Below are 26,037 nucleotides of genomic sequence, written 5' to 3'. Positions count from 1 at the left end.
CCACGGGCATCAAGCTCAACATCGAAGCCGTCACATTGTGACGGCTTTTTTTATACTTTTTGTGAAGCCTACCTCTACCCGTTATGAATGAGTCTACTATTCTGGTTATGCACGCTGGTGCGCAATAACCATAAGGATGATGGCATGAACAGGGTTGATGAACTGGGTTCCTCACTAAGTACCGCGTTGGCGGCGGATAATCAGATCTATACCTTACCCGGCGAGGCATTTCCACTTGGCTCATCGGTACGTGAGGGTGGGGTCAATTTCAGCGTTTATTCCAAAGATGCCACCCGGGTGACCTTGCACCTGTTTGCCAGTGCCGATGCGGCGGGGCCTTTCCGTTCTTTTGAGTTGAGCCCTGCACTGCACAAGCGCGGTCATTATTGGTTTATCTTTGTGGGGAATATCGGCCATGGTCAATATTACGGCTTCCAGGTCGATGGCCCGTGGTTACCTGAGCGTGGATTGCGTTTCGACTGCGAGAAAGTGTTAATTGACCCCTATAGTCAGGCGGTAGGCTTTGGTCGTAATTACAGCCGCCAGCGAGCTATCGAGTCGGGAGACAACATGGATGCCTGCATGAAGAGTATTGTGGTCGATCACAGTGACTTCGACTGGCAAGGTGATGTGGCTCCTCGTCACTCTTTAACCGATACCATTATCTATGAAATGCATGTTGCCGGATTTACCCGTCATCCCTCTTCCGGTGTGGTGCAGGCCAAGCAAGGTACCTTCTCTGGGATCATCGAGAAAATTCCGTACTTGAAATCGCTCGGAGTGACGGCGGTTGAATTGATGCCGGTTCAGCAATTCGATGTCGATGACGCACCTGAAGGGCGCGGCAACTACTGGGGTTACAGTCCGATTAATTTCTTTGCTGTCCATGCCGACTACAGTGTCGAGAAGGCCCCCCTTAGTGCAATCGATGAATTCAAAACCTTGGTGCGTGAACTGCATAAAGCCGATATTGAGGTGATCCTCGATGTGGTGTTCAACCATACCTCGGAAGGGGATGAGCACGGGCCAACATTCTGTTTCAAAGGGCTGCAAAATGGCGCTTACTACCTGCTGGACAAGAAAACGGGCAGCTATGGCAACTACAGCGGTTGTGGTAATACCTGCAACGCCAACCACAGCGTCCTGCGCCGGATGATCATCGATGCGCTGCATTACTGGGTGACCGAGATGCATGTTGACGGATTCCGGTTTGACTTGGCCTCGGTACTGGCCCGCGACAGCCAGGGCTATCCGATGAAAGAGCCGCCGCTGCTGTGGTCGATAGACTCGGACCCGATCCTCTGCAGCACCAAGATCATTGCCGAGGCGTGGGATGCGGCGGGGCTGTACCAGGTTGGCTCGTTTATCGGCGATCGCTGGAACGAGTGGAACGGCAAGTTCCGTGATGATGTCAGGGCTTTCTGGCGTGGTGATGCTGGCTATGTTAGCCGCTTTGCCTCGAGGATCCTTGGCTCTCCGGATATGTACTGTAGCCACCATCACTCACCGCACCGCTCGGTTAACTTTATCTGTGCCCATGATGGCTTTACCCTCAATGACTTGGTGAGCTACAGCGAGAAACACAATGAAGCCAACGGGGAGGGCAACCGTGATGGTGACAATCATAATCTGTCGAGCAACTATGGCGTCGAAGGGCCGACGGATATTACAGAGATAGAGTCGCTGCGCCATAGGCAGTGCAAGAACATGTTAGCCACATTGTTCTTGGCGCTCGGTACGCCGATGCTCAATATGGGTGATGAAGTCCGCAGGACCCAGCAGGGTAACAACAACGCCTACTGCCAGGACAATGAACTCAGCTGGTTCGACTGGAGTCTGGTGGATACCCACAGCGACTTACTGCGCTTTGTTACCCATCTCAGCCAGCTGCGTACCGCCGAACCAACCATAGACTGGAACATGCATATGTCGCTCAACTCTGTGCTGGAGGATGTCGGGATCCGTTGGCACGGAATCCAGCCCGAGCAGCCGGACTGGTCGGAAAACTCCCACTCTATCGCATTGACGGTGTATCACCCGATCACTCAAGACGAACTGTACGTGGTTTGTAATGCCTTTTGGGATCCTCTCGAGTTTACCCTACCGGATCGCCACTGCAGTGATTGGCACTTGGTGATCAATACCGCCAAGCCGTCTCCCCATGATATTTATTCCATTGATGAGGCACCGCTTTATACCCGGGATACCATTTTGGCAACCGGGCGTAGTATGATCGTCATGGTAGCCAAGGCCACCAAAGCCACAAACTAACAGGATAGATAGCCATGATGTCGTTGATTAAGCGTGGGGTAGCGGCTTATGACCGCTGGTGTGAAAAAATGGGGCTAGTCCCCGAGAACCGCCGTTGTTGCGCACCGGTCCGTTATGACAGTGATGATCCTCGCAATCCAACGAATAAAGGCAAACAAGATAACAGTACAGCACAGGTCAAACCGGATGCTGATTGATAGCCACTGCCACTTCGACTTTGCGCCCTTTTGTGATGATCCCGAGCACTACTTGGCATTATCGCATCAGGCCGGGATTGGGAAAATCGTGATCCCGGCGGTTGGCCAGCGAAACTGGCAGGCGGTTCGTGACTTGTCAGCCCGTTTTCCCCAGCTCTACTTTGGCTTGGGGCTGCACCCATTTTTCAGTGCCGAGCACGATGTCAATGCCTTGATTCAATTAGAATCAGAGCTTGCGACGGAGGCCGAACAACGAGAAAAAAAACACTCACGCTGCGTTGCTGTCGGGGAATGTGGACTAGACTTTGCCATTGTGAATGCCGACCGTGATCAACAGATTTCGTTATTGGCAGCCCAGTTACAGTTGGCTAACCGCTTTGAATTGCCGGTCATACTCCATTGTCGCAAGGCTTTTCCCGAATTGCTTCGGGTTTTGAGGCAAAATACGCCGATTGCCGGTGGGGTGTATCATGGATTCAGTGGCAGCCATCAACAAGCGATGCAGCTTATTGATCTAGGTATCAAAATTGGAGTCGGTGGAACGATTACATATCGCCGTGCCAATAAGACTCGCAATACAATAGCAGCACTGCCATTGGGTGCATTACTGTTGGAAACGGATGCACCCGATATGCCAGTCGATGGATTTCAAGGGGAGCCTAACCGACCCGATCGGTTAGTGAATGTACTGAGTGAACTGGCAGCAATCCGAACGGAAAGCGAACAGGAAATTAAGCAGGTAACTAGCTTAACCACTGCTGAACTTTTCGGTATTCAGATGTGAAGCGTTGTCACAAAATAAACGTTTGCGTAAATCGTTTGCGTTAAACCGTGATGGGGCTCACGTTTGGGATTGAACTTTCACTCCCTTTCCTTGCAAACTGTGATGCCGGCGTTATTTTATCCGCCGTTGCATGAGTATAATGCGCCGGACTCTTAATGAGCCGAATTGTCGAGACGCCAAACTTAACTAAAGGGAAGCCATAAACTATGAGCATGTTTATGAGCCTGGTTGGGATGGCAGTACTGCTAGGTCTTGCAGTACTTCTATCTGATAACCGTAAAGCTATTAATCTACGTACTGTGGGTGGCGCATTTGCCATTCAATTTTGTTTAGGTGCATTTGTTCTTTATGTACCTGTTGGCCGTGACGTACTGTATGGTATGTCTACAGCCGTTGCCAACGTTATCGCTTATGGTAACGACGGTATCAACTTCCTATTCGGTGGCCTGACTTCAGACAAGATGTTTGAAGTGTTCGGCGGTGGCGGCTTCGTGTTTGCCCTGCGCGTACTACCAGTAATCGTTTTCTTCTCTGCACTGATCAGCGTACTTTACTACCTGGGCATCATGCAGGTAGTGATCAACATCCTAGGTGGTGGTCTACAGAAAGCACTAGGTACTTCTCGCGCCGAATCCATGTCTGCAACAGCTAACATCTTCGTTGGTCAAACGGAAGCACCTTTGGTTATCCGTCCGTTCGTACCAAAAATGACTCAGTCTGAGCTGTTTGCGGTTATGTGTGGTGGTCTGGCGTCTGTAGCGGGTGGTGTACTTGCTGGTTATGCCTCTATGGGTGTACCTCTAGAGTACCTAATCGCAGCGTCATTCATGGCAGCTCCGGGTGGTCTTCTATTTGCTAAGATCATCAAGCCTGAAACTGAAGAAGCTGTTGAGCAGCTAGCAAGCGACGCTAATAACGCTGACGACAAGCCAGCGAACGTTATCGACGCAGCAGCAGCGGGTGCTTCTTCTGGTATGCAGCTTGCTCTGAACGTTGGTGCAATGCTTCTTGCGTTCATCGGTCTGATTGCACTGATCAACGGTATGCTAGGTGGCATCGGTGGTTGGTTCGGTATGCCTGAGCTGACACTTGAGCTTATCCTTGGTTATGTTTTCTCACCACTTGCATTCCTAATCGGTGTGCCGTGGGAAGAAGCAACAATCGCTGGTTCATTCATCGGTCAGAAGCTGGTAGTTAACGAATTCGTTGCTTACCTGAACTTTGCCCCATACCTAGCGGAAGGTGCTGAGGTTGTTCTTTCTGATAAGACGAAAGCTATCATCTCGTTCGCACTATGTGGTTTCGCAAACCTGTCTTCAGTAGCTATCCTACTGGGCGGTCTAGGTGGTCTGGCTCCAAGCCGTCGCCACGACATCGCACGCTTCGGTATGAAAGCGGTAGCAGCAGGTACGCTTTCTAACCTGATGTCTGCAACAATCGCAGGTCTATTCATTACTCTGGCTTAATGGCAGAGAGTTGATAACCTGATAAAACGCCGCGGTCTTCCGCGGCGTTTTTGTTTTTCTGGATCGAGGTAAAGAGCTTGGCTAGAGGCTAGAGGTAGAGCAAAGGGCTGAAGCAATAGCTTGACAGGGTTAAGCCTTCACAAAACTCTGATTCGCCCATCGCCCATCGCCCATCGCCCATCGCCCATCGCCCATCGCCTTTCAACAGATCCAGTAAACATCCCCGCTATTGCTTCTATTTGATGCCATAAAATCGATTGCGCTCCGGTTTCTGGCAAACCCCTTTGCTACCATTACTTTCATTGCGGAGCAGACTACACTTTTCTTTGTGCTGTAACAGACAGAGAAATTGATTATGAGTGAAGTACTGCTGGCGCTGGTCGCTGGGTTTATTGTCGGTGTATTGTTTTCTGCGATTAAACTGCCGATACCGGCTCCGCCGGTGCTCTCGGGGGTAATGGGAATTGTCGGTGTCTATGGTGGTGGGGTTGCCTACCAGTGGATAGTCGAACGATTCTTTACTTGACGAAATCTGTTCGTTGGGTAAACACATTGTCCACGCTGGGAAACGCATATTTCGTGGTGGCAACAAGGTCTGCTTGGTATTATAGGGCAGCACCATCACAAACTGATTTTCGCTGTTCTGGTCAATACCGTCATGGTGTTACCTATCGCTAGGCAGGCCAGGACAGCGCATTTGCTGGGAAGTGTTTATTGTCACCTCCCATGCGGTGAAAAGGATAGCAATCAGGAAAATGCGAGTGCATTGTTTACCTGAGTCTTCAAGGAGTCAAGTCCGTAACCCCGTCGACTGATGGCTGGTTGGCGGGATACTGTTCGCGCTGCGAACCGTTTGGCGGTGGCGCAATGAATACCGCCAAGCGTATCTATTACTAAGTAGAAATAGCTTGGTAGAAACTAATTGGACTGGAGATAGTCATGAGCGAATTGAAAGCGGCTGCACTACGTGCACTTAAACTAATGGATCTTACCACTCTGAACGACGACGACACGGATGCAAAAGTGATCGAGTTGTGTAAGAACGCAAAGAGCCCGGTAGGCAACACAGCGGCCGTATGTATTTACCCACGTTTTATCCCAGTTGCTAAGAAGCAGCTTCGTGAACAGGGTACACCTGAAGTACGTATCGCGACAGTAACTAACTTCCCGCACGGTAACGACGATATCGACATCGCGGTTGCAGAAACCAAAGCGGCAGTGGCTTACGGTGCTGACGAAGTAGACGTAGTATTCCCATACCGCGCGCTAATGGCTGGCAACGAAGAAGTGGGTTTTGAGCTGGTTAAGCAGTGTAAAGCCGCGTGTGGCGACATCATGCTGAAAGTGATCATCGAAACCGGTGAGCTGAAAACTGAAGAGCTAATCAAGAAAGCGTCTGAAATTTCAATCAAAGCCGGCGCTGACTTCATCAAGACGTCTACCGGTAAAGTGCCAGTGAACGCAACCCCAGAATACGCTGAAATCATGCTTAACGTGATCAAAGACATGGGCGTAGCGAAGACTGTTGGCTTCAAGCCTGCTGGTGGCGTTCGCACTGCTGAAGACGCACAGCAATACCTAGATATGGCTGACCGTATCCTAGGTGCTGAGTGGGCTGACAACATGCACTACCGTTTTGGTGCTTCAAGCCTACTGGCTAACCTTCTGAACACGCTTGGCGAAGGCGAAAAAGCGGCTGAAGGCGGCTACTAATTCTTTCCAATAAGGTGGCCTTCTGGCCACCTTGTTTTTAATTACCTGTGACTCTTTACTGTTTGGTTCTTGCCTAACTGCATTATGCAGCCTAACGGGCGGTTGCCCCGCACCCGAGAATCAGATTTTGCGCTCAATAGCCGTTAACGGCGAAGGCGTACAGACTAAGTAAACAGTCATGACCCTACACTAGAATTTACTGGGGAATACCATGTATTTACCACAAGAAATCATCCGTAAGAAACGTGACAACATTGAACTGACTGCAGACGAAATTAACTTCTTCATTCAGGGCATTGCCAAAGATACCGTATCAGAAGGCCAAATCGCAGCATTCGCTATGGCGATTTACTTCAACGACATGACCATGGACGAGCGTGTGGCACTGACGTGTGCGATGCGCGACTCGGGCATGGTTATCGACTGGAGCCACATGAACTTTGATGGCCCGATTGTCGACAAGCACTCCACAGGTGGTGTGGGTGATGTGACCTCATTGATGCTTGGCCCTATGGTGGCGGCATGTGGCGGTTACGTACCGATGATTTCTGGTCGTGGCCTGGGTCACACCGGGGGTACACTGGACAAGCTGGAATCTATCCCGGGCTACAACATTACCCCGAGCAACGAGGTATTCGGTCAAGTGACCAAAGATGCTGGCGTAGCAATTATCGGCCAGACTGGCGATCTTGCGCCGGCTGACAAGCGTGTTTATGCGACCCGTGACGTAACAGCAACCGTTGATAACATCTCGCTTATTACCGCTTCTATCTTGTCGAAGAAGCTGGCTGCGGGCCTAGGTTCGCTAGTGATGGACGTGAAAGTAGGTTCTGGTGCCTTCATGCCAACCTACGAAGCCTCTGAAGAGCTGGCAAAGTCTATCGTAGCGGTAGCAAACGGTGCCGGTACCAAAACCACAGCATTGCTGACAGACATGAACCAGGTGCTGGCGTCGACTGCTGGTAATGCACTCGAAGTCCGTGAAGCCGTGCAATTCCTGACCGGTGAATACCGTAACCCTCGCTTATTTGAAGTCACCATGGCATTGTGTGCAGAAATGTTGGTAAACAGTGGTTTAGCAACAGATATCGAGCAGGCACGTGAGAAACTTCAGGCGGTTCTGGATAACGGTAAGGCGGCTGAGTGTTTCGGTAAGATGGTTGCAGGCCTAGGTGGCCCGGCAGACTTCATGACCCATTACGACAACTACTTGGAAAAAGCTGATCTGGTTAAGCCAATATACGCACAAACCACAGGTTATGCCTTTGCCATGGATACCCGTGCACTGGGTATGGCGGTTGTGGGTATGGGCGGTGGCCGTCGTGTGGCCGCTGACACTATCGATTATGCAGTAGGCCTGAGTGACATGATCCGTTTGGGTGATGAAGCCAATGCCGACAAGCCGCTGGCAGTGATCCACGCTCGCAACGAAGCGCAGTGGGAAGAAGCAGCCAAGGCAGTACGTGCCGCGATTACTATTTCTGATCAGAAACCAGAGCCGACACCAGAAGTTTACCGTCGTGTTCGCCCTGAAGATGTTTAATGGAGTCATCATGAAACGTTCTATTATTCTTGTTCTAGATTCATTTGGGATTGGCGCTACTGAAGATGCAGTTAAGTTCGGTGACGTCGGCTCCAACACTATGGGCCATATCGCCAAAGCCTGTGCCCGCGGAGAAGCGGACAACGGACAGCGCAGCGGTAAACTGCATTTGCCAAACCTAAACAAACTCGGATTGGGTAAGGCTTGTGAAGAGTCTTCGGGTTATTTCCCTGAAGGTCTGGATGCCGACGCTGAAATTACCGGTGCGTATGCTCATGCTGCCGAGCTGTCTTCAGGTAAAGATACCCCGTCTGGTCACTGGGAAATTGCCGGTGTGCCTGTCCTGTTTGACTGGGGCTATTTCACCGACAAAGAAAACAGCTTCCCGAAAGAGTTGACCGATCGCATCCTTGCACGTGCTGGTCTGTCTGGTTACTTGGGTAACTGCCATGCATCAGGTACTCAGGTACTGGATGACTTGGGTGAAGAGCACATGAAAACCGGTATGCCGATTTTCTACACCTCTGCGGACTCGGTATTCCAGATCGCTTGTCATGAAGAGACTTATGGCCTTGATCGCTTGCTAGAGCTTTGCCAAATCGCTCGTGAAGAGCTGGCAGATTACAATATCGGCCGAGTGATTGCCCGTCCGTTCATTGGCCCGGGAAAAGGTCAGTTCGAGCGTACTGGTAACCGCCGTGACCTGTCGGTTGAGCCGCCTGCTGCGACTGTGTTGCAGAAGCTGGTCGACGAGAAAAACGGTGACGTGGTGTCGATCGGTAAGATCTCTGATATCTACGCCGGCTGTGGCATCACCCAAAAAGTGAAAGCAACAGGTATCCCTGCGCTGTTTGAAGCGACGCTAGAGCAAATCAAACAAGCGGGTGACAACACGATTGTATTCACCAACTTTGTTGATTTTGACTCTGCCTACGGCCACCGTCGTGATGTAGCCGGTTACGCTGCGGCACTGGAGTACTTCGATAAGCGCTTGCCTGAAATCATTGAGCTGCTTCAGGAAGACGACGTATTGATCCTAACGGCTGATCACGGTTGTGATCCAACCTGGCCTGGTACCGACCATACCCGCGAGCATATTCCGGTATTGGTGTCTGGCCCTAAAATTGCTGCAGGCTCACTGGGCCGCCGCGAGACTTTTGCCGATATCGGCCAAAGCTTGGCAGAGTACTTCGGTACGTCTGACATGGAATACGGTAAGTCATTCCTATAACAGGCCTGGGCAGTTATATCCTGCCCAAAAATACCATTCTTTTTACTGTTTCGGTCTATATTTGTCCTAGATCGAAACAGTGTTTGCAAGACAAGATTACATTGAGTTGGTAATGCAAAAAACCAACAGATGACAGAAAGGAAATAACGATGGCTACTCCTCACATTAATGCTGAAATGGGTGACTTTGCAGACGTAGTACTGATGCCGGGCGATCCGCTACGTGCCAAGTACATTGCAGAAACCTTCCTAGATGATGCAAAAGAAGTGTGTAACGTACGTAACATGTTCGGTTACACAGGTACTTACAAAGGCCGTAAGATCTCTGTAATGGGCCACGGTATGGGTATCCCTTCATGTTCAATCTACGCGACTGAATTGATCAAAGACTACGGCGTGAAGAAAATTATCCGTGTGGGTAGCTGTGGTGCAGTACGTGATGACGTGAACCTGCGTGATGTTGTGATCGGCATGGGTGCGTCAACGGACTCTAAAGTCAACCGTATCCGTTTTGGTGATCACGATTTTGCAGCGCTGGCTGACTTTGGCATGGTACAGAACGCGGTTGACGCGGCAAAAGCTAAAGGCGTTGAAGTGAAGGTGGGTAACATCTTCTCTGCCGATCTTTTCTACAACCCTGATTTCGACTTCTTCCAGACGATGAAGAAATACGGCATCGTGGGTGTTGAAATGGAAGCGGCAGGTATCTACGGTCTGGCTGCTGAGTTCGGTGCAAAAGCATTGACTATCTGTACGGTATCCGACCACATCTTGCGTGGCGAAGCGACGACCTCTGAAGAGCGTCAGCTGACCTTCAATGACATGATGGAAATCGCGTTGGAATCCGTTTTGCTGGGCGACGCTGAGTAAGCGCAAGCAACCGTCGTATTCGAATACCAAAAAGGGCTTGCCACTGGCAAGCCCTTTTTTATGACTTTTCCGCGTACCCATTAGGACTGTCTAGTCGTTTTTACCGTCGCTGAGCAGGATGGGGAAGTGCCAGTTTTCTTTGCGGTTACCGAAGGTAATGGCGAGCAGGAAACCGATCAGCATGGCACTGGCGATCAGGGCACGGATAATGTTGGTGATTGCATCAATATCGGCCATGGTTTCGGCGATAAGCTTGTCGTGCTCTAGCGTGATACGAACAAAGCCCACCACCTGGTGCTGGCTCATGATTGGCTCAATCAGCTGTTGGCGGCCATAGCTGGCAACAGCCAACGGGGTGGAAAGCCCGGTCACTTGCGGCAGCGGTAAGGCGTCTTGGCTTTTGGCCAAGGTGATGCCTTCCAGATCATAGATGCTGGCATCGAGTAGCAAGGGCTCCTTGGCCAGTTGCTCGACCAGCACTTGCAGCCGGTCTTGGTTTTTCTCAATCACGTCCGTCGATGCCGTATCAGCGGCCTGTCGGACAACCAAGCGTGACAGTTGCTGGGTTTGATCGCTCAGGGTACGGTAGTTTTGCTTGGCTAGATTCGAGCCGTATTCAACCATGGTGATCAGCGCCGCCAGGCAGCCGAAAAGGATGAATAGCCGCCAGGCTTTTTGGAATTGGGTATGTTTTTTCTTCATCATATCAGCGGTGTATTCAAGACCAATCTCATTTTTGGGCTTGCCCTGGTAATTTGCAATAGGGTAAGTTGTTTAGCCAAGCGACTTCAAAATGCTCGGTTCAGTGTTGCATCCTGCATCTTGAGGTCACTTGGATATTTAAGCGTTTACTTTAACATGGATGGTTTGCAAGTGCTCAAAATAAGGAAACACACCTCATTACTAAACCGATTCCCGGAAGTGGTGTCGGCCAGTAATCTTGATCGACAGCGCTCGACAGCCTTGATTTTCGGCCGCTCAATAGATGCGGTTGCGCTTCACGCGATAGAAGCCGCGTATGGTGCACCGCTGACGCTGACGGCAGCCTGGAAAGTGGGGCAATACGATTGTTTGTTGCTGGCGACACCGTATTCATTGCAGTTGGAGCGATGCGTGACCAGTGCGCAGCTTGATATTGCCGATCTTACTCAATGTCCAGATCTACGCGAGCCCGGCTTGGTGGTGATGGACATGGATTCAACGGCGATTGAAATCGAGTGTATTGATGAGATCGCCATATTGGCAGGCGTTGGTGAGCAGGTGGCAGAAGTGACCGAGCGTGCGATGCAGGGGGAGCTGGATTTCGAACAGAGCCTGCGTCAGCGGGTTGCGGCATTGGCGGGCAGCGATGCCGACATTCTCGAGCAAGTCAAAAGTCAGCTACCATTTATGCCCGAGCTGCGTGAGCTGGTGGCAACCCTGCACCACTATGGCTGGAAGGCGGCGATTGCATCAGGCGGTTTTACTTACTTTTCCTATCACCTCAAGCAAGAGCTGGACTTGGCCCATGCCCAGTCTAATACGCTGGAAATTGTTGACGGCAAACTAACGGGTAAGGTACTGGGCGAGGTGGTTGATGCACAGGCCAAAGCGACGATATTGCGCAATTTGGCCGAGCAATATGACATTCCACCGCATAATACCGTGGCTATCGGCGACGGAGCCAATGACTTGGTGATGATCAACGCCGCTGGGCTTGGTGTTGCCTACCATGCCAAGCCGAAAGTCGAGGATGAGGCCCCGGTGGCTATCCGGTTTGCCGATCTCGGGGGCTTGATCTGTTTACTGTCGGTCTCTTTAGTGCCGCAGCAGCTGGGCTGGTAGGCACCAAAGAAAGCAGGCTGGTTATCTTATTTCGAGCCTGATCAGCACCTCATCGGTGATGTCGAGGATCTCGCCGCCACCGATGACCGAATTGAGCTCTTGCTCCAGTGCCCTTGCTCGGTGTAATACCAGTCGGGCAAGCTCGCCCAGCTCTTTGCCTATCAAAGCGGTCATCGGGCTGAGGACCGGGGCGGCGGTGAGTCTGAGCGCCATAAAGTTGCCGGCCGCTTTTGCGTGTTTGATATAGTTGATCCGCTCTTCGATAGTGCGGAATTCATCAAGTAGCTTGGCATCGACCCGCAAGGGCTGTCCCGGCTGCTGTTCAACCGCCAGATAGAGCTCATGGATGTAGGGCTGGTTGATCTCAACCGGGCGCATGGTTTCGGCCAGCAATTGTTTTACCCGGTTGCGAAACAATGGTTCCAGCGAGCAACCTTTTCCGTCGGCCAGTTGGTTGAACAGTTTGATCGGCGGCGGAGGTGGGAAGTTACAGCCAACCGCCTTCAATTGTATCTTGTGGTCAACTTTTTCGGCAAAGTACGGAATCGTCTTCAGTTTGGTCAGCAGCATTTGGTGCATGGCCAGCAGCAACGCTCCTTGCGGTAATTTCTCCTCGGTCATCACCAGTTTATTTTCATTGTGCAGTATTAGCTTGCGCAGGAAGTGCTCGCTTTGCGCCGCTTGTTGCCCTGCTCCTGTCGTCAGCTGGATATTGCAGTAGTCAGGGCTGACCCTGACGACGTGGTAGGGGACGTGGCTCAATGGGCCATTTTTATTGCTTTTTTGCAGGCCGGGAAACGAGATCTCTACCTGTTCGTCGCGGCGTAGGGCGACTGGGCTGGTGAGTTTGATATTCAGGCCACGGGTAGAAAAGTCGATACTTTGTCCTGTGACCGTCTGGCTAGCCGCGGTGGATAGGGCGATAGGCGTATCGAACAGGTATCGGTCTTCGCTACGCTGTGGTCGTGGATCAAAATACACCGCTTTGGCTGCCGAAACCGGGTTTCGAGGGTGCCGGAATGCCTGTAGGGTCTTGCTAGGCAGTTGCGGTTTGACGCTCAATCGGTAATCTTGCTGGGCATAGCGGTTAGTGAGATCTTGCAACACCCCGACATGGGTCAAGGTGCTTAGCTTATCGACCATATCTGGCGCAATTTGCTTGAGGCTGTCGATATCTTCTTGGTCGATAGGCTGCAAGCTCAAGCGCATTACCCGCCAGCTGTCACGCTGTGCCCCGACATGCCAGAACAGCCGGCGCTGCTCAGCATTCATCTCCGGCAGGGCAGCAGAATAGAAGAAGGTTTTGCCATCATGTTCATGACAGAAGCTGTACAGCAGTGTGCTGGACTGTTTCAGGCCCGCCTTGCCCAAGCTGGCCAAGCGTTCTTGCGATATTAGGTGGTTGAGGACCGGCTGGTTCCTTTCATCGTGCCAGTGGGCCCAGATATGACGATTGTATTGGGTCAGCAGGCAGTAGGTCAGCTGGGTATCAGAGAGAAATACCGGCAGGCTGGTACTGTGCTTGAGAAAACAGTGCTCGTAACCACGGGTACGGATTTGAATAACTTTGTCATCGTAGTTGTGCCGGGTCCGGTTTTGGGACTGGTTCAGCCCCTGATCAATCACCGATTTGATCAATGTATTGTCACTCAGCAGTTTTAGGCGTAACCACTTATAGCTATCGTTATCCGGATTTTCGTCAATCCCAAGGATCCGGTAGCTCATCCCCTCGACCAAGCGTGGGTCATTTAATTTCTCGGCCAGCGTCGGAAAGCGCACCACAATGTTCATACCTAGCTTATAGCTGAACGCAGCAGGGACTTTGAATTTGGCGCCTGAATAAGATAAATCAGCACTGATCCCATTGATCGTTTGGCTCAACGGTAGCTCCAGAACGACTTGGGTGGCAATTTGCCAGCGGTTCTCGTCACGGGTGAGGTAGTGACCAAAACGAAGCAGCGGTGCCACAAGCGGGTTGTCTGGCTGCGGGGCCGCTTGGGCGACCGGTTTGGGTTGCAGCTTTCCTTGCTGGTGCATTACCCGGAAGTTGTTGCGGGTGTTCATCAGCGCTTCGTAAAGGCCGACCCTGAACTGGTTGCCAAAGATTTTGATCCGCTTGTGGTAGGTATTGATCGCCACATCATCGAGCCAATGCTGGCGACCGTTGAGTTGGTAGGGGCGGCATTCCCCCTGAACGCGACCGCGCAGGTCAACGGCTTTCATGCAAGGCGACATGATGCGGTTCAATTCCATTTTCAACTGCAGCCGGGTTGGGCCGTCTTCGCCTTCGGTCATCATCTGGAAGACGTCGTCGAAATCCTCGCTATCGTAGACAGGGATCAGTCTTTCAATCAGTCCTTTGTAATCGTCAAGCACCATAGTTATTTTTGATTATCTCATTCTTCGTTTATTATCGGCATATTTCCCTACGAGTTGAGCTTTTCTTCAACCTACAGGCAAGCTCTATTCTACATCCCTTTTGTGGATGTGTTTAACCAAATATATCAAGGTGAGTCATGGCAAAAACCAAGCGGGCCTATGTGTGTAGTGATTGTGGCGCAGACTTTCCCCGTTGGCAGGGCCAGTGTAGCGCGTGTGCGGCATGGAATACGATAACCGAGTTCACAGTTCCCAAAACACGCTCGGCCGTGGGCGCGGCTTCGGCTGCTGGTACGAGCAGTTATGCCGGCGCGGCGACCAAGGTACAAAAACTGTCCGAGGTCGAAACCAAAGATCTGCCTCGTTACAGTTCCGGTATTTCCGAGCTGGATCGGGTGTTTGGCGGCGGGATTGTACCGGGCTCCGTGCTATTGCTATGCGGTGATCCTGGGGCGGGTAAGTCGACCTTGTTGCTCCAGAGTATCGGCTCGGTAGCGGCATCGAAACCGTCGCTGTATGTGTCGGGTGAGGAATCGATCCACCAGATCTCCCAACGGGCGAAGCGTTTGGGTACCCAGAACCTCGATAATATCAATGTGGTGGCCGAAACCTCGGTGGAAGCGATTATCGAACATATTAGGGCGCAGAAAACCGAGTTTGTGATTATTGACTCGATCCAGACCATGACGGTCGCCCATAATGATTCGGCAGCAGGAAGCCCGAGCCAGGTCAAGGAATCCGCGGCGGCACTGACCCGGTTTGCCAAGACCGAAGGTGTGACGTTCATGATCGTCGGTCACATCAACAAAGACTCCAACGTGGCGGGCCCGATGCAGCTGATCCACATTGTTGATGGCCTGTTTGCCCTGTCGTCGACGGCGGATGAAAAGTTCCGGGTACTGCGTACGTCCAAGAACCGTTTCGGTGCCGACTCCGAGTCATGCTTTTTTGCCATGACCGAGACCGGGATGAAGCAGGTGAAGAACCCGTCGGCGATTTTCCTTAGCCGCTCGGACAAGAACCATGCCGGCTCAGCCTGTACCACGCTATGGGAGGGGACTCGTCCGCTGCTGGTAGAAATACAGGCGCTGTGCAACAACTCGGTGACCGAGAATCCCCGCCGCCTGACGGTGGGTTATGACAATAACCGTCTGGCGATGTCGATAGCGGTACTCGCCCGCCACGGCGGGGTCATGCTGTCTGACATGGATATCTTCGTCAACTGTGTTGGGGGGATCAAGATTGAAGAAACCTCGGCGGATTTGGCTGTGTTGTTGTCTATCTTCTCCAGTTTCAAAAACGCCCCTATCCCGCAGGATGTATTGGTGTTTGGCGAGATTGGCCTGAATGCCGATATCCGGCCGGCAGCCAATGGCGTGGAGCGGATCCGCGAGGCGGTTAAGCAGGGGTTCACCCGGGCAATTGTACCCAAGGCCAATGCCAGCCGACAGATCCCGGGCATCGAGATTATCGCGGTGGAAGATCTGCAGGAAGCTCTCACGGCGTTCGAGCGGGTAGCGCTGTAAGTTGGTACTACGCGATAGGTAAAAGAAAGGGCTGCATCATGCAGCCCTTTTGGTATCTCGCGCAGGGTAAGTGAATTACTTAGCAATACGCTTGTACTTGATACGGTGTGGCTCAGCCGCTTGCGCGCCCAGTGTTTTCTTCAGCCAATCCGTGTATTCGGTATAGTTACCTTCGAAGAAGTTAACCTGACCTTCGTCACGGTAGTCAAGAATATGGGTGGCGATACGGTCAAGGAACCAACGGTCGTGCGAGATCACCATGGCACAGCCAGGGAACTCAAGCAGCGCTTCTTCAAGTGCACGCAGTGTTTCAACGTCAAGGTCATTGGTTGGCTCATCGAGTAGCAGTACGTTGCCGCCTGCTTTCAGTAGCTTCGCCAAGTGAACACGGTTACGTTCACCACCCGACAAATCACCAATGCGTTTTTGCTGATCACTACCACGGAAGTTGAAGCGCGATACGTACGCACGAGCAGGGACTTCGTAGTTGTTAATACGGATGATTTCCGAGCCTTCAGAGATTTCCTGATACACGGTATTGTCATCGTTCATGCTGTCACGGAACTGATCAACAGAAGCAAGGCTGACGGTGGTACCCATATCAATGGTGCCAGAGTCAGGTTGCTCAGCACCGCTCAACATCTTGAAGAGGGTTGATTTACCCGCACCATTCGCACCGATGATGCCAACAATCGCACCTTTAGGCATACTAAATGACAGATCATCAATCAGAACACGATCACCGTATGACTTGGTCAGGTTCGTTACATCGATGACTTTGTCACCCAAGCGCTCACCTGGCGGGATGAACAGCTCGTTGGTTTCATTACGCTTTTGGTGATCGCTGGTGTTTAGTTCTTCAAAGCGCGCCATACGTGCTTTTGATTTCGCCTGACGGCCTTTCGGGTTCTGACGAACCCACTCTAGCTCTTTGGCGATGGTTTTCTGGCGAGCTTGCTCTTGGGAAGATTCCTGCTTTAGACGGGCATCTTTCTGCTCTAGCCAAGAGGTATAGTTACCTTCCCATGGAATACCTTCACCACGGTCAAGTTCAAGGATCCAGCCTGCAGCGTTATCGAGGAAATAACGGTCGTGGGTAATAGCCACAACAGTACCGCTGTAATCCACAAGGAAGTGCTCAAGCCAAGCCACAGATTCCGCATCAAGGTGGTTAGTTGGCTCATCAAGTAGCAGCATGTCTGGCTTGTCGAGAAGCAGGCGACAGATAGCGACACGGCGACGTTCACCACCTGATAGGTGTTTGATTTGCGCATCCCATTCAGGCAGGCGCAGGGCATCAGCCGCACGCTCAAGTTGCATGTCTAGGTTGTGGCCGTCTTTGGTTTCGATCAGCGCTTCAAGCTCGCCTTGCTCTTTGGCCAGCACATCGAAGTCTGCATCAGGTTCGGCGTAAGCAGCGTAGACAGCATCAAGGCGAGTGAGGGCATGTTTAACATCAGCCACAGACTCTTCTACGATTTCGCGTACGGTTTTCTCTTCGTCCAGTACCGGTTCTTGGGGAAGGTAACCGACCTTCAAGCCGGTTTGCGGGCGAGCTTCACCTTCAATATCGGTATCGATACCTGCCATGATACGCAGTAGGGTTGATTTACCGGAGCCATTCAAACCGAGTACACCAATTTTGGCACCAGGGAAGAAGCTTAATGAAATATCTTTTAGGATTTGACGCTTTGGTGGGACGATTTTGCCCACGCGCGACATGGTATAGACGTATTCAGCCATATCCGTTTGCGATCTCTAAACTAAATGAAAGGGGTATTTTACCTGTTCTGGACATAAGTTTAACAGCAATGTTCATAATTAGTGCCCCAAGTGAGCGTTAAGGTACCACTCAGCACACATCTTTGTGTTGCCAGTGCATTTTCTTGCGTTATTTCTTTGCAACATCGTCATGTTAATTTTCTGTTGTGCTGCATGGGTCGGTGTTGACCCGCGATAGCAAGGGCGGATATTACAATTATTAAAATGTGCAAATTGGTATTACGCTCAATAGTGGGCTGCCTATTGGACATGGCAGTGCTTTTGCTGGTGGGGGAGGCTTGTAGAGATGGAATTAATATGCAATAAAACACATGGGTTGTTTGACCTGAATCAATATGGGTAATGAATGGAAGGGTGCTGTGTCTAGCAATAAAAACGTCAAAGTATTTTCAGGTCTCGTGCTGTTTGTTGGCTTGCTGCTGTCGCCCTTTATGCGAGCGTCGACGCTAGAGCAGCAGCGTGAATGGTATGAACAGGCCCAAGTTTCCCTTGAGGAAAAAGATGAGGCTGCGTACAAGAAGTTGCGTGGTAAGTTGGATGATTATCCGCTGACGCCCTATCTTGATTACCGCGAATTTATTCAGACCCTGTATGCCAAATCGCCCAGTGAGGTGGAGGCATTCATCGAGCAATATGCCGCCTTGCCATTCAGTACCACGGTCAAGGATCGCTACCTGACCCACCTTGCAACCACCGAGCGTTGGCAGAACTTTGTCGATGTTCAGCCGCTGCCCCCGCGCAGCCAGGTGCTGCGCTGCCATTACTATTACGCCCAGAGCAAGCTCGGCAACAAAGATGTGGCTTGGCAAGGTGCGAAGACCCTATGGCTGACTGGAAAATCGACCCATGACGCTTGCGATCCCCTGCTCAACACCTGGCAAAAGGCGGGGAAAAGGACCGATGCCCTGATACTGGATCGTATGCTGTTGGTGTACGCCGAAGGTCATCGTGCCCGTCTGAATTACCTTAACAAACAGTTAGGCGCCAAGAGCAAGCAATCCGGAAAGTCAGTAATCGATCTCTATGACAAACCGCAAGGCGTGGCTGCTTTTTCCAAGCGTAGCAAAGTCACTCCGCTTAATCAGAACCTGACCGTATTGGCTTACAAAAAGCTGGTGCGCAGCGACGTCAAAGAAGCGGTGAAGCAGTACCACAAGACCGTACAAGGGCAGCACTTTGAGGAAGCCAAGCGCCAGTCGTTGGCTGATTATACTGCCAGCCGGTTGATGGCTACCGATGATGAGTCGCTGCAGAAGTGGCGGGATAAAGCATTGGCGAAAACTGCCAATGTCAGTTTGCTCGAGCGCCGTATTCGCCAGGCGATGCGGGAAGACAAGTGGGATGAGGTCGAGGTGTGGGTGAACCGCTTGCCTGATAAAGCCAAGCAGAGTACACGTTGGACTTTCTGGCAGGCACGCCTGGCTGAGCGAGAAGGTAACAAAGAACTAGCCGCGGAAAAGTACAACCAGATCATCGGCCAGCGGGATTTCTACAGTGCCGCTGCCGCCACCGTGCTGGGCAAGCCTATTACCTATCCGATCAAGACCGTTGGGGACTCCCGGGTTGAGCTCAAGGAGTACGAGCAAACCTTGGATCGAGTCAAGGAGCTGATTGCCACCGATAAACTGTTAGCGGCGAACCGCGAGTGGCATTATTTGCTGCGGGGGCTGGATAACGATCAGATCGTGGCCTTGGCAGCTTATGCCGCCACCAACAAGTGGCATCACCTAGCGGTGCAGGCGACTATTTCCGGTCAGTTGTGGGACTACGTCGAGTTGCGCTTCCCGATTGCCCACAAGTGGTGGTTTGATTTCTTCAGTAAGAAACGTGAATTGCCAGTGACCACCATGATGGCATTGGCCCGCCAGGAAAGTGCGCTTAACATTGAGGCGGTCTCGCCGGTTGGTGCCCGAGGTCTTATGCAGCTGATGCCAGCGACGGCCAAGGAAACGGCTAAAAAGCTGGGGCGTAACTACGAGGGGAAAAGCAGCCTGTTTGATCCTGGGGTCAATATCCGGCTTGGTAGCGGCTACCTGAAAATGATGCTTGAGCAATATGACAACAACCGTATTTTCGCCTTTGCCGCCTATAATGCCGGACCGAGCCGTGTGACACGCTGGCGCAAAGGGACCGACGGCCGATTGGATGTCTACGCCTTTATCGAGGCTATCCCGTTCAATGAAACCCGGGGGTACGTTCAGAATCTTTTGATGTTTGAAATCTATTATGGCGACCTGACCCAAAGCCAGGTTCCATTACTGACAGATAATGAAATCAACACCAAGTATTAGCTTTTTTTATACAAGGGCTAGGTTGTCGGTGGTTAAAGGGATAGAATCAGTACTCGAGAACGAGTACATCAAATGAGGATGACATGTCGAATATTCAAGAAACTCCGGAATTTACCGAGTGGCAACAGGTGGTTGATATTTTACGCCAGGCAACAACAGAGCAGAAAGACGATACTTTGTTGAGGCTGTTGCTCACGCCCGATGAGCGGTCGGTGTTACTTTCCCGGGTCAATATTCTACATGAATTGCTCAACGGCGAGCGTAGCCAACGCAAGATCAGTGAACTGCTGGGAGTCGGGGTGGCAACCATCACTCGGGGCTCCAATGAGCTCAAGCACCATGATGATGACATCAAGGTGTGGCTATCAGCCCTGCTCAAAGAGCAGAGTCCTAATAACTGATATATCGCTTATTAGCATACAATGAAAAAAGCCCTCTGAACGCACGTTCAGGGGGCTTTTTTTATTCCCGGCAGCGGACCAATATAGCGCTTAATTTACTTTGAAAATAATGCCGGATGAATAAACGGGATGAGTGCCAAGATTAAAGCCTGCTGGTAGACCGAGCTGCGGCTGAGCAGGTGGTTGGTCAGCATCGCAATTGCGCCGCCTTTTTGTTTGATATTAGTCTGGTTGAACATTTCGTCCATGACATCACCCAGCTCTTCGCCCTGGTGAAGTTTGTCCAGTGCCTGCGGTGGAAGCGGTAGTGATGCCGAGCGTGCTTCGCCACGGTTTTCGCCATTTTCGATCACCATCCAGGCAAAGGTAAAAGGCCCATCGATACCGGCTTCAAGACCAACATAATAATCAGCCTCCGGTGAAGCTTGTCGAGCATTGCTGACGCGGTTTCTTGCACCCTGCAAGGTTTCGTCTGCGCACATTGGCTGGTCGCGGACCCCGCTGTCTACGCTGATCCCTTCAATGGTAAAATGGTGGTCTGGAAAGGTGTGGTTGAAGGCGTCTTCAACAGCTGAAATCTTGGCGGGATTGGTTGAGGCGACAATAATCTTAGGCATAGCAAACATCCATTATCTGAGTGCTTACTATATTAATACCAAACTGAATAATAGTCTTCATATCAGAGAGGTTTGGTATTTGACTTGGCGGCGTGTTGTCACGCCGCTAAATTGGCTTAATCAGCAGGACTTTTGCTACCTGTGATTAACGGTCGTAAGCCCAGTCTGACTGGATGATGTAACCATGGATTTGGAATTCCCCGTTGTTGACGAACAAGTTAGGGAAGTCGGGCTGCGACGTTGAGAATACAACTCCATCGGCCAGCTGGGTCATGTGGTAGAAGTCAGGTTCGCTGCCACGTACAGAGGCGAATACCGGTTGCTTAGGCTGGTAAACCGCGGTTTTGGTGGCAAGGGCATAGCTACCCACTGGTGCACACTGAGCAATGTTTTCGTTATCCACCAATAGGCCCAGACAATCTTCACGTAGCAGATGTTGCGGGATAGCACGCTTGCTGATCACATCCACCGAAGCGCCACTGCGAAATGACATGAAGTCCTTGCGGTGGATGATTGGGATGTAGGTGCTGGTGGTGCCTTGGTCAACGTTGCTGTTGATCGTCGTCGTCGCCTGAGTGCCAGTATCCACTTGGCCAGTTAGCAGATAACTGATTGACGTGCTCAGAGCTTCGGCAATTTTCTCCAGCTCGCGGACTTCAATACCGTATTTGCCAGACAGCTTACGGCTCATAGTCCCTTGCTGAAGGTCAAGGGCTTCGCCCAGTTGTTTTTGGCTGATCCCTTGGATTTTAGCTAATCGCTTAATTCGTTCTAAATATTCCATACTCACTAGCTTCCTGCTGAAAAATTGTCTGATGCAAAAACGCATTCTTAAATGTCATATTGATTGTACTGATAACAATCGTTTAGGGATCTAACAGGTATAAAAAATGCGATTGGTTTCGTTATGGGCATATCAGTTTTTTTCAAGATGGGCAAAAAAGGGAACAATTTTCGCAAATTGAAATAAGATCCTAGTGGCAGTTTTGTTGGACTAAGATCACTTTTTGTTACTCACAGATGGAAGGCTTAAGAGACGGTATTGTAGCTTTTTTTTGCTTTTGATTGTTATTAATTCTATTTAAAACAATGCATTATCATTGATTTGCGATGTTTTTATGTTTGTTGATAACCATTCCCAATGAAAGGGCTTCTCGGTATTGGTTTTGGTTATGAATTTGTTTCATATTGGTTTGAAATTTATGACAGATAGCAAAAAAGTACCGAGAGGATCTAGGGGGGGATGAGTCAAACAGGTATGCCTTTGGGGGATAAAGAGGAGGGCGAGGCCTCCTCTTTCAAGGGGATTAGCGAGTTAGGTAGGTGTACAAGAACTTGGTGATCTCTACCATGTCATCAATTTTGATGAACTCTTCCGTCGTGTGCACCTTCGCCATACCGGTAGACAGGTTTACCGTCTTCAGGCCTTTGCTGTTGAAGATGTTTGCGTCGCTACCGCCGCCAGTTGGCTTGGTCATAGGCACGATGCCGTTGGCTTCGAAAGCGGCTTTGATTTGCTCTACGTGCGGGTCGTTGTCAGCAATGCGGTAAGCGTTGTAAGCGCGCTTAGACGCAATGTTGATTTCCGCGCCGTGCTTTTCAGCTGCTGCTTCGAACGTACTTACCATATGATTGACTTGTGCTTGTAGCTTGTCGTCATCCAGCGAGCGCGCTTCTGCTTCGATAAATAGTTCTGGCATGACGATGTTGGTCGCCTGGCCGCCTTTCACCACACCGATGTTTGCTGTGGTTTCCTCATCGATACGAGACAGCTTCATGTTGGTGATTGCATCGGCAGCAACGGTAAGGGCGTTGATCCCTTCTTCCGGTGCAAGGCCTGCGTGGGCTGGTTTACCGGTGATGTTCACCTTCAGGTTTTGCTGGCCCGGTGCCGTCGTGATGATGGTGCCGATAGGGCCGCCAGAATCGAATACAATACCGGTTAGCGATTCAACCTTGCTCATGTCGAAGTTCTGCGAGCCGTGCAGGCCGCCTTCTTCATATACAGTGAACGCGAGTTCGATAGTCTGGTGCTCATGGCCGTCAGCCTTGATAGAGCGTACCGCTTCCATGATCGCCGCGATACCTGATTTGTCATCGCCGCCTAGAATGGTGTCGCCTTTCGAGCGGATGATACCGTCTTCGATGATTGGCTCAATACCGTTACCTGGGGTAACCGTATCCATGTGGCAGCTTAGCAGGATAGTACCTTCCAGCTTGCCTTCTAGCTTGGCGTAGATGTTGAAGCCGTTGGAGATCTCAGCAGGAACAGGTAGCTTTTGTACGTCAAAGCCCATTTCACCTAGCTGCTCGGCCAGTGTCTCGGCAATTGCTTTCTCGTTGCGCGACTCACTGTCGATTTTAACCAGTTCAATAAAGTGTTGGACCAGACGGTCCTGATTGATATTTGCCATTTAAAGCACCTCCGTTATGACTGCCATATTACGTGAACTGGCTGAACTAACCTTGATCTGTCCACCAATATCGTGGGTGGAATCACTATAAAACCTCAAATGTTAAGGTGATTATGTTGTGTTGTTGGGGAAATGTGCGGGTGGGGTTGGGGAGGTGTTCTGCAGCGGTTACATGCTTGCGAGGTGGTGTGTCATTGTATGAATTCTGAATTCTATCAACTAATTAGAAGATGTTGATTGATGCTTGAAGACAGTTTGCTTATATAAATCAGTTCCTTATGCAGGTTAAGGGGGGCGCTCTTCTAGGCTTAACGCAGTTTTTTGATGCTGGTAGTAATATTCCTGTATATGAGGAAAAGAGAAATGGCAGTCAAGTAAACTGTTAGCAATAACGAATGTTTAGGCTAAGTTTTTGAATATTATACGATGCCTAAAAAGCGTAATAATAATGATATGATAAGTGTTTAATAAGATGGTTAGCGTTTTAATTTCAATGGCTTAGCAGCATTAAACTGCTAAAAGTGATTGTGTATGAAATAGCAGAGCTAAAATCTTAATTCTGAGATCTTACTCACTCGTTTCTGTGGCACTTATTTGTTACCTTACGCCGTTTTTGGCTCATTCTGAACTGGCTATGGCTTCGCAATATATAATTAATAAAGTTGTAGAAATTGGGGATACCTTGCACCGTTGTGGGTGCCCACCCTATAAGGTGGAAAAGTATACTCAGCACTATGCAAAAAAATATGATGCGGATGTCATGGTGCAGGCCATGCCAACCTCGATTAACTATCAGTTTCTTGGCAAGAGAGATACCGTAGTTCTAAAGCGCCACAAACCCGCCTCTATTGACCTTGCCTTACTGGCTAATACCATTGATCGCATTAATCAACCTCGTAAAGAAAAACCAGCGCAAGACTTTCACTACCCTAAATGGGTTGTGGCATTGGCCAATATGGGGATACCCCCTGCCTATCTGATGTTGGTTGGGAGTACACTGGAAGCGGTAGGGTATGCCACCTTGCTTGGATTGATGGTTTGGCTAGTACAGTTGATTTGTCATGGCCGCCGTGCAATTGCCGCTGAGTTTATAGCGGCATTGCTAACCGGTTTGTTTGTTGCTTTTATCGTTAGCCTTGGTACTAATGTGCCTGTTTGGGCGTTGTGCATTGCTTCGATAGTCTTATTTGTCCCCGGATTATCGATTGCTAATTCATTAGAGTGTTTGGCATTCAACGATTTGGTCTCTGGGACCGCTTTACTCGGACAAAGTATGCTAACCCTACTCAAACTGTTTATCGGAGTGATGATTGGTTTGAACATCGGCGAAGCTTGGTGGGGGCCCGTGAATACTCTTCCGTATACCAATGAAATCCCCCTATGGCTGCATGTCTTTGGCTTGGTGTTGATTTCTACATCTATTGGGGTGATCTTCAATGCCCGCCCACAAGATATTTTGCTTGGGCTACCAGTGGCAGTATTGGGGATGTGGGGGCCGATGTACTTGGGTTTTGGTGGCGACTGGGTCGTGGGCACTTGGGTTACAACCGTGTTGATCACCCTGTATGGCACTAAAATTGCCAAGCTTCTTAATCTAACAGGCTCTATTTATATTGTGCAGGGGATCATCATTCTGGTTCCCGGTAGCCGAGTTTTGATCAGCGCGAGCCAATCAGTCTTCGAGCAATCCATCTTGCCAATTCCTAATATCGGCTTATCTGCCATCTTCATGTTTTCAGCGATTGTAGCAGGGCAGATCACCGCTTATTCGCTTTACTCTCCAAAGATTGATCGCTAGGCCACTTCTTTTCGCTGCGACTGATGTTCAAGTCGCAGTCCTGAACAAGTCTTTAAGCCCGAAGAAAAAGGCCGCAGAATAGCTCTGCGGTTCTTATTTTAAGGCCTATAACTTAAGAGGGGAACTATAGAGGTACTGCCATGCCGGATATGTCGTTATTCCGCTCTCGGGATACCAAACTTGAGGTTTTCTTCAGAAAGTTGTTGTTCGCCCGGGGTTTCCGCTACCACCTGCATGACCGGAAACTCAAGGGCAGGCCAGACTTGGTTTTTCCCAAGTATAGGGCTGTGATTTTTGTCCACGGTTGCTTCTGGCATGCGCATAGTGGTTGTTCTAGTTTTACCTTTCCGAAGAAGAACAAACAATTCTGGCTGGCAAAATTCAGAGCAAACCGACTGCGTGACAAACTCTCAACACAATGGCTTAAAGCTCACGGGTGGCGTGTGTTGGTTGTTTGGGAATGTGCGATACGTAAGCCTGCCAAGTTCGATATAGATCAACTGCTGGATTTCATAGCCTGCTGGCTGGTAGCAAACTGCCACTCCTGCGAAGTAAGCGGAGGAGCCCCGTTACCTTTGCTGAAACTTAATTTTGACACCTATAAAGTTACCAAGCTTCAGTTGATAGGTAATTCTAGGCGGTAACCAGTTTGTGTTCTGGGCCACAATAAAGATCTTCAGTCTTAACGGTTAAGTGTTCTCATCAACCCAGCTCTTGGCTGACGTTACTGCGTTGGTGAAGCTGAACTCAAGCCCAATTTCTAAAATATCTGTTCCTCGAGAAACACTGTACTCAACTCCTTCGCTGTACTGATCTGGGTTGTCTTCAATGAAGATACTAAAGCCTTTGTATTCCAGTTCATTTTCAATATCCTCATGCTCATACATAGCAAGTCCTCCTGACCGTAACTATGACGTGACTGAGCGGAATG

At 50.4% G+C, this 26,037-nt stretch carries 22 protein-coding genes; 15 read left to right on the top strand and 7 right to left on the bottom strand.

What is annotated here, in order from left to right; all coding sequences use genetic code 11:
- Positions 1-144 precede the first annotated feature (144 nt).
- From glgX to deoD, 9 genes are all read left to right on the top strand, one after another.
- A complete protein-coding gene (gene glgX / locus L4D79_RS22510) occupies positions 145-2,271 on the top strand; it encodes a glycogen debranching protein GlgX (RefSeq protein ID WP_428654612.1) in 2,127 nt (708 codons plus the stop codon).
- 14 nt (positions 2,272-2,285) lie between these two features.
- A complete protein-coding gene (locus tag L4D79_RS22505) occupies positions 2,286-2,468 on the top strand; it encodes a DUF5363 family protein (protein ID WP_428654610.1) in 183 nt (60 codons plus the stop codon).
- Positions 2,458-3,252, top strand: a complete 795-nt coding sequence (locus L4D79_RS22500; RefSeq protein WP_428654608.1) for a TatD family hydrolase — start codon at positions 2,458-2,460, stop codon at positions 3,250-3,252. Before L4D79_RS22505 ends, L4D79_RS22500 begins: the two co-directional genes overlap by 11 nt.
- Before the next feature lie 206 nt (positions 3,253-3,458).
- A complete protein-coding gene (locus L4D79_RS22495) occupies positions 3,459-4,718 on the top strand; it encodes a NupC/NupG family nucleoside CNT transporter (RefSeq protein ID WP_428654606.1) in 1,260 nt (419 codons plus the stop codon).
- A 355-nt stretch (positions 4,719-5,073) separates the two neighbouring features.
- Entirely contained in the window at positions 5,074-5,244 is a 171-nt protein-coding gene (locus L4D79_RS22490) for a XapX domain-containing protein (RefSeq protein ID WP_428654604.1), read from the top strand.
- Between the two features lie 413 nt (positions 5,245-5,657).
- Positions 5,658-6,431, top strand: a complete 774-nt coding sequence (gene deoC, locus L4D79_RS22485) for a deoxyribose-phosphate aldolase (protein WP_428654602.1) — start codon at positions 5,658-5,660, stop codon at positions 6,429-6,431.
- A gap of 211 nt (positions 6,432-6,642) precedes the next feature.
- The gene (gene deoA, locus L4D79_RS22480) at positions 6,643-7,974 is read left to right on the top strand and encodes a thymidine phosphorylase (protein WP_428654600.1); all 1,332 of its coding nucleotides are present in this window, start codon (positions 6,643-6,645) and stop codon (positions 7,972-7,974) included.
- Positions 7,975-7,984: 10 nt separating this feature from the next.
- Positions 7,985-9,205, top strand: coding sequence for a phosphopentomutase (locus L4D79_RS22475; protein WP_428654598.1), 1,221 nt, complete (start codon positions 7,985-7,987; stop codon positions 9,203-9,205).
- 149 nt (positions 9,206-9,354) lie between these two features.
- On the top strand, positions 9,355-10,074 hold the full coding sequence (deoD, locus tag L4D79_RS22470) for a purine-nucleoside phosphorylase (protein WP_428654596.1): 720 nt from the start codon (positions 9,355-9,357) through the stop codon (positions 10,072-10,074).
- A gap of 90 nt (positions 10,075-10,164) precedes the next feature.
- On the opposite strand, the gene L4D79_RS22465 is transcribed toward deoD, so the two are convergent.
- Positions 10,165-10,779 carry a YtjB family periplasmic protein gene (locus tag L4D79_RS22465; protein WP_428654594.1) on the bottom strand — a complete coding sequence of 205 codons (615 nt, stop codon included), beginning with the start codon at positions 10,777-10,779 and terminating at the stop codon, positions 10,165-10,167.
- Between the two features lie 153 nt (positions 10,780-10,932).
- Here L4D79_RS22465 and serB point away from each other — a divergent pair, with 153 nt between their 5' ends.
- Positions 10,933-11,898, top strand: coding sequence for a phosphoserine phosphatase (gene serB / locus L4D79_RS22460; RefSeq protein ID WP_428654592.1), 966 nt, complete (start codon positions 10,933-10,935; stop codon positions 11,896-11,898).
- A 21-nt stretch (positions 11,899-11,919) separates the two neighbouring features.
- Here the strand turns inward: serB and L4D79_RS22455 are convergent, their stop codons facing one another.
- Positions 11,920-14,277: a PilZ domain-containing protein gene (locus tag L4D79_RS22455; RefSeq protein WP_428654589.1), complete on the bottom strand. Its 2,358-nt coding sequence runs from the start codon at positions 14,275-14,277 to the stop codon at positions 11,920-11,922.
- 137 nt (positions 14,278-14,414) lie between these two features.
- Between L4D79_RS22455 and radA the strand changes: the two genes are divergently transcribed.
- Positions 14,415-15,803 (top strand): DNA repair protein RadA, encoded by a 1,389-nt coding sequence (gene radA / locus L4D79_RS22450; RefSeq protein WP_428654587.1) that lies wholly within the window; start codon positions 14,415-14,417, stop codon positions 15,801-15,803.
- Between the two features lie 75 nt (positions 15,804-15,878).
- Here the strand turns inward: radA and ettA are convergent, their stop codons facing one another.
- Positions 15,879-17,546, bottom strand: a complete 1,668-nt coding sequence (gene ettA, locus L4D79_RS22445; protein WP_428654584.1) for an energy-dependent translational throttle protein EttA — start codon at positions 17,544-17,546, stop codon at positions 15,879-15,881.
- Between the two features lie 398 nt (positions 17,547-17,944).
- On the opposite strand from ettA, the gene sltY reads away from it, so the two are divergent.
- Complete coding sequence (sltY, locus tag L4D79_RS22440; RefSeq protein WP_428654582.1) at positions 17,945-19,876, top strand: murein transglycosylase; 1,932 nt, start codon at positions 17,945-17,947, stop codon at positions 19,874-19,876.
- An 83-nt stretch (positions 19,877-19,959) separates the two neighbouring features.
- Positions 19,960-20,277 carry a trp operon repressor gene (gene trpR, locus L4D79_RS22435; protein WP_428654580.1) on the top strand — a complete coding sequence of 106 codons (318 nt, stop codon included), beginning with the start codon at positions 19,960-19,962 and terminating at the stop codon, positions 20,275-20,277.
- A gap of 95 nt (positions 20,278-20,372) precedes the next feature.
- On the opposite strand, the gene yjjX is transcribed toward trpR, so the two are convergent.
- The 3 genes from yjjX to L4D79_RS22420 form a co-directional block, all read right to left on the bottom strand.
- Positions 20,373-20,894, bottom strand: a complete 522-nt coding sequence (yjjX, locus tag L4D79_RS22430; protein ID WP_428654578.1) for an inosine/xanthosine triphosphatase — start codon at positions 20,892-20,894, stop codon at positions 20,373-20,375.
- 145 nt (positions 20,895-21,039) lie between these two features.
- Complete coding sequence (locus tag L4D79_RS22425; RefSeq protein WP_428654575.1) at positions 21,040-21,678, bottom strand: helix-turn-helix domain-containing protein; 639 nt, start codon at positions 21,676-21,678, stop codon at positions 21,040-21,042.
- A 523-nt stretch (positions 21,679-22,201) separates the two neighbouring features.
- On the bottom strand, positions 22,202-23,308 hold the full coding sequence (locus L4D79_RS22420; RefSeq protein ID WP_428654572.1) for a M20/M25/M40 family metallo-hydrolase: 1,107 nt from the start codon (positions 23,306-23,308) through the stop codon (positions 22,202-22,204).
- A 634-nt stretch (positions 23,309-23,942) separates the two neighbouring features.
- Between L4D79_RS22420 and L4D79_RS22415 the strand changes: the two genes are divergently transcribed.
- Together L4D79_RS22415 and L4D79_RS22410 are read left to right on the top strand one after the other, a co-directional pair.
- Complete coding sequence (locus L4D79_RS22415) at positions 23,943-25,106, top strand: threonine/serine exporter family protein (protein WP_428654570.1); 1,164 nt, start codon at positions 23,943-23,945, stop codon at positions 25,104-25,106.
- 140 nt (positions 25,107-25,246) lie between these two features.
- Positions 25,247-25,750, top strand: coding sequence for a very short patch repair endonuclease (locus tag L4D79_RS22410; protein WP_428654568.1), 504 nt, complete (start codon positions 25,247-25,249; stop codon positions 25,748-25,750).
- A 45-nt stretch (positions 25,751-25,795) separates the two neighbouring features.
- On the opposite strand, the gene L4D79_RS22405 is transcribed toward L4D79_RS22410, so the two are convergent.
- Positions 25,796-25,993, bottom strand: coding sequence for a hypothetical protein (locus tag L4D79_RS22405; protein WP_428654566.1), 198 nt, complete (start codon positions 25,991-25,993; stop codon positions 25,796-25,798).
- Positions 25,994-26,037: the final 44 nt, after the last annotated feature.

It is taken from the genome of Photobacterium satsumensis (genome assembly GCF_050336935.1).
GTDB classification, from domain to species: domain Bacteria; phylum Pseudomonadota; class Gammaproteobacteria; order Enterobacterales; family Vibrionaceae; genus Photobacterium; species Photobacterium satsumensis.
Note: the sequence above shows the minus strand (reverse complement) of the source record. Positions and strands in the feature narration are given on the sequence as shown.

What these genes read in the sequence shown, in the direction of transcription:
- glgX (WP_428654612.1), top strand. Translation starts at nt 145, where the DNA reads ATGAACAGGGTTGATGAACTGGGTTCCTCACTAAGTACCGCGTTGGCG.
- L4D79_RS22475 (WP_428654598.1), top strand. Translation starts at nt 7,985, where the DNA reads ATGAAACGTTCTATTATTCTTGTTCTAGATTCATTTGGGATTGGCGCT.
- yjjX (WP_428654578.1), bottom strand. Translation starts at nt 20,894, where the DNA reads ATGCCTAAGATTATTGTCGCCTCAACCAATCCCGCCAAGATTTCAGCT.
- serB (WP_428654592.1), top strand. Translation starts at nt 10,933, where the DNA reads ATGGATGGTTTGCAAGTGCTCAAAATAAGGAAACACACCTCATTACTA.
- deoD (WP_428654596.1), top strand. Translation starts at nt 9,355, where the DNA reads ATGGCTACTCCTCACATTAATGCTGAAATGGGTGACTTTGCAGACGTA.
- deoA (WP_428654600.1), top strand. Translation starts at nt 6,643, where the DNA reads ATGTATTTACCACAAGAAATCATCCGTAAGAAACGTGACAACATTGAA.
- ettA (WP_428654584.1), bottom strand. Translation starts at nt 17,546, where the DNA reads ATGGCTGAATACGTCTATACCATGTCGCGCGTGGGCAAAATCGTCCCA.
- deoC (WP_428654602.1), top strand. Translation starts at nt 5,658, where the DNA reads ATGAGCGAATTGAAAGCGGCTGCACTACGTGCACTTAAACTAATGGAT.
- L4D79_RS22505 (WP_428654610.1), top strand. Translation starts at nt 2,286, where the DNA reads ATGATGTCGTTGATTAAGCGTGGGGTAGCGGCTTATGACCGCTGGTGT.
- L4D79_RS22425 (WP_428654575.1), bottom strand. Translation starts at nt 21,678, where the DNA reads ATGGAATATTTAGAACGAATTAAGCGATTAGCTAAAATCCAAGGGATC.
- L4D79_RS22455 (WP_428654589.1), bottom strand. Translation starts at nt 14,277, where the DNA reads ATGGTGCTTGACGATTACAAAGGACTGATTGAAAGACTGATCCCTGTC.
- L4D79_RS22465 (WP_428654594.1), bottom strand. Translation starts at nt 10,779, where the DNA reads ATGATGAAGAAAAAACATACCCAATTCCAAAAAGCCTGGCGGCTATTC.
- L4D79_RS22405 (WP_428654566.1), bottom strand. Translation starts at nt 25,993, where the DNA reads ATGTATGAGCATGAGGATATTGAAAATGAACTGGAATACAAAGGCTTT.
- L4D79_RS22410 (WP_428654568.1), top strand. Translation starts at nt 25,247, where the DNA reads ATGCCGGATATGTCGTTATTCCGCTCTCGGGATACCAAACTTGAGGTT.
- trpR (WP_428654580.1), top strand. Translation starts at nt 19,960, where the DNA reads ATGTCGAATATTCAAGAAACTCCGGAATTTACCGAGTGGCAACAGGTG.
- L4D79_RS22495 (WP_428654606.1), top strand. Translation starts at nt 3,459, where the DNA reads ATGAGCATGTTTATGAGCCTGGTTGGGATGGCAGTACTGCTAGGTCTT.
- L4D79_RS22490 (WP_428654604.1), top strand. Translation starts at nt 5,074, where the DNA reads ATGAGTGAAGTACTGCTGGCGCTGGTCGCTGGGTTTATTGTCGGTGTA.
- L4D79_RS22500 (WP_428654608.1), top strand. Translation starts at nt 2,458, where the DNA reads ATGCTGATTGATAGCCACTGCCACTTCGACTTTGCGCCCTTTTGTGAT.
- L4D79_RS22415 (WP_428654570.1), top strand. Translation starts at nt 23,943, where the DNA reads ATGGCTTCGCAATATATAATTAATAAAGTTGTAGAAATTGGGGATACC.
- radA (WP_428654587.1), top strand. Translation starts at nt 14,415, where the DNA reads ATGGCAAAAACCAAGCGGGCCTATGTGTGTAGTGATTGTGGCGCAGAC.
- L4D79_RS22420 (WP_428654572.1), bottom strand. Translation starts at nt 23,308, where the DNA reads ATGGCAAATATCAATCAGGACCGTCTGGTCCAACACTTTATTGAACTG.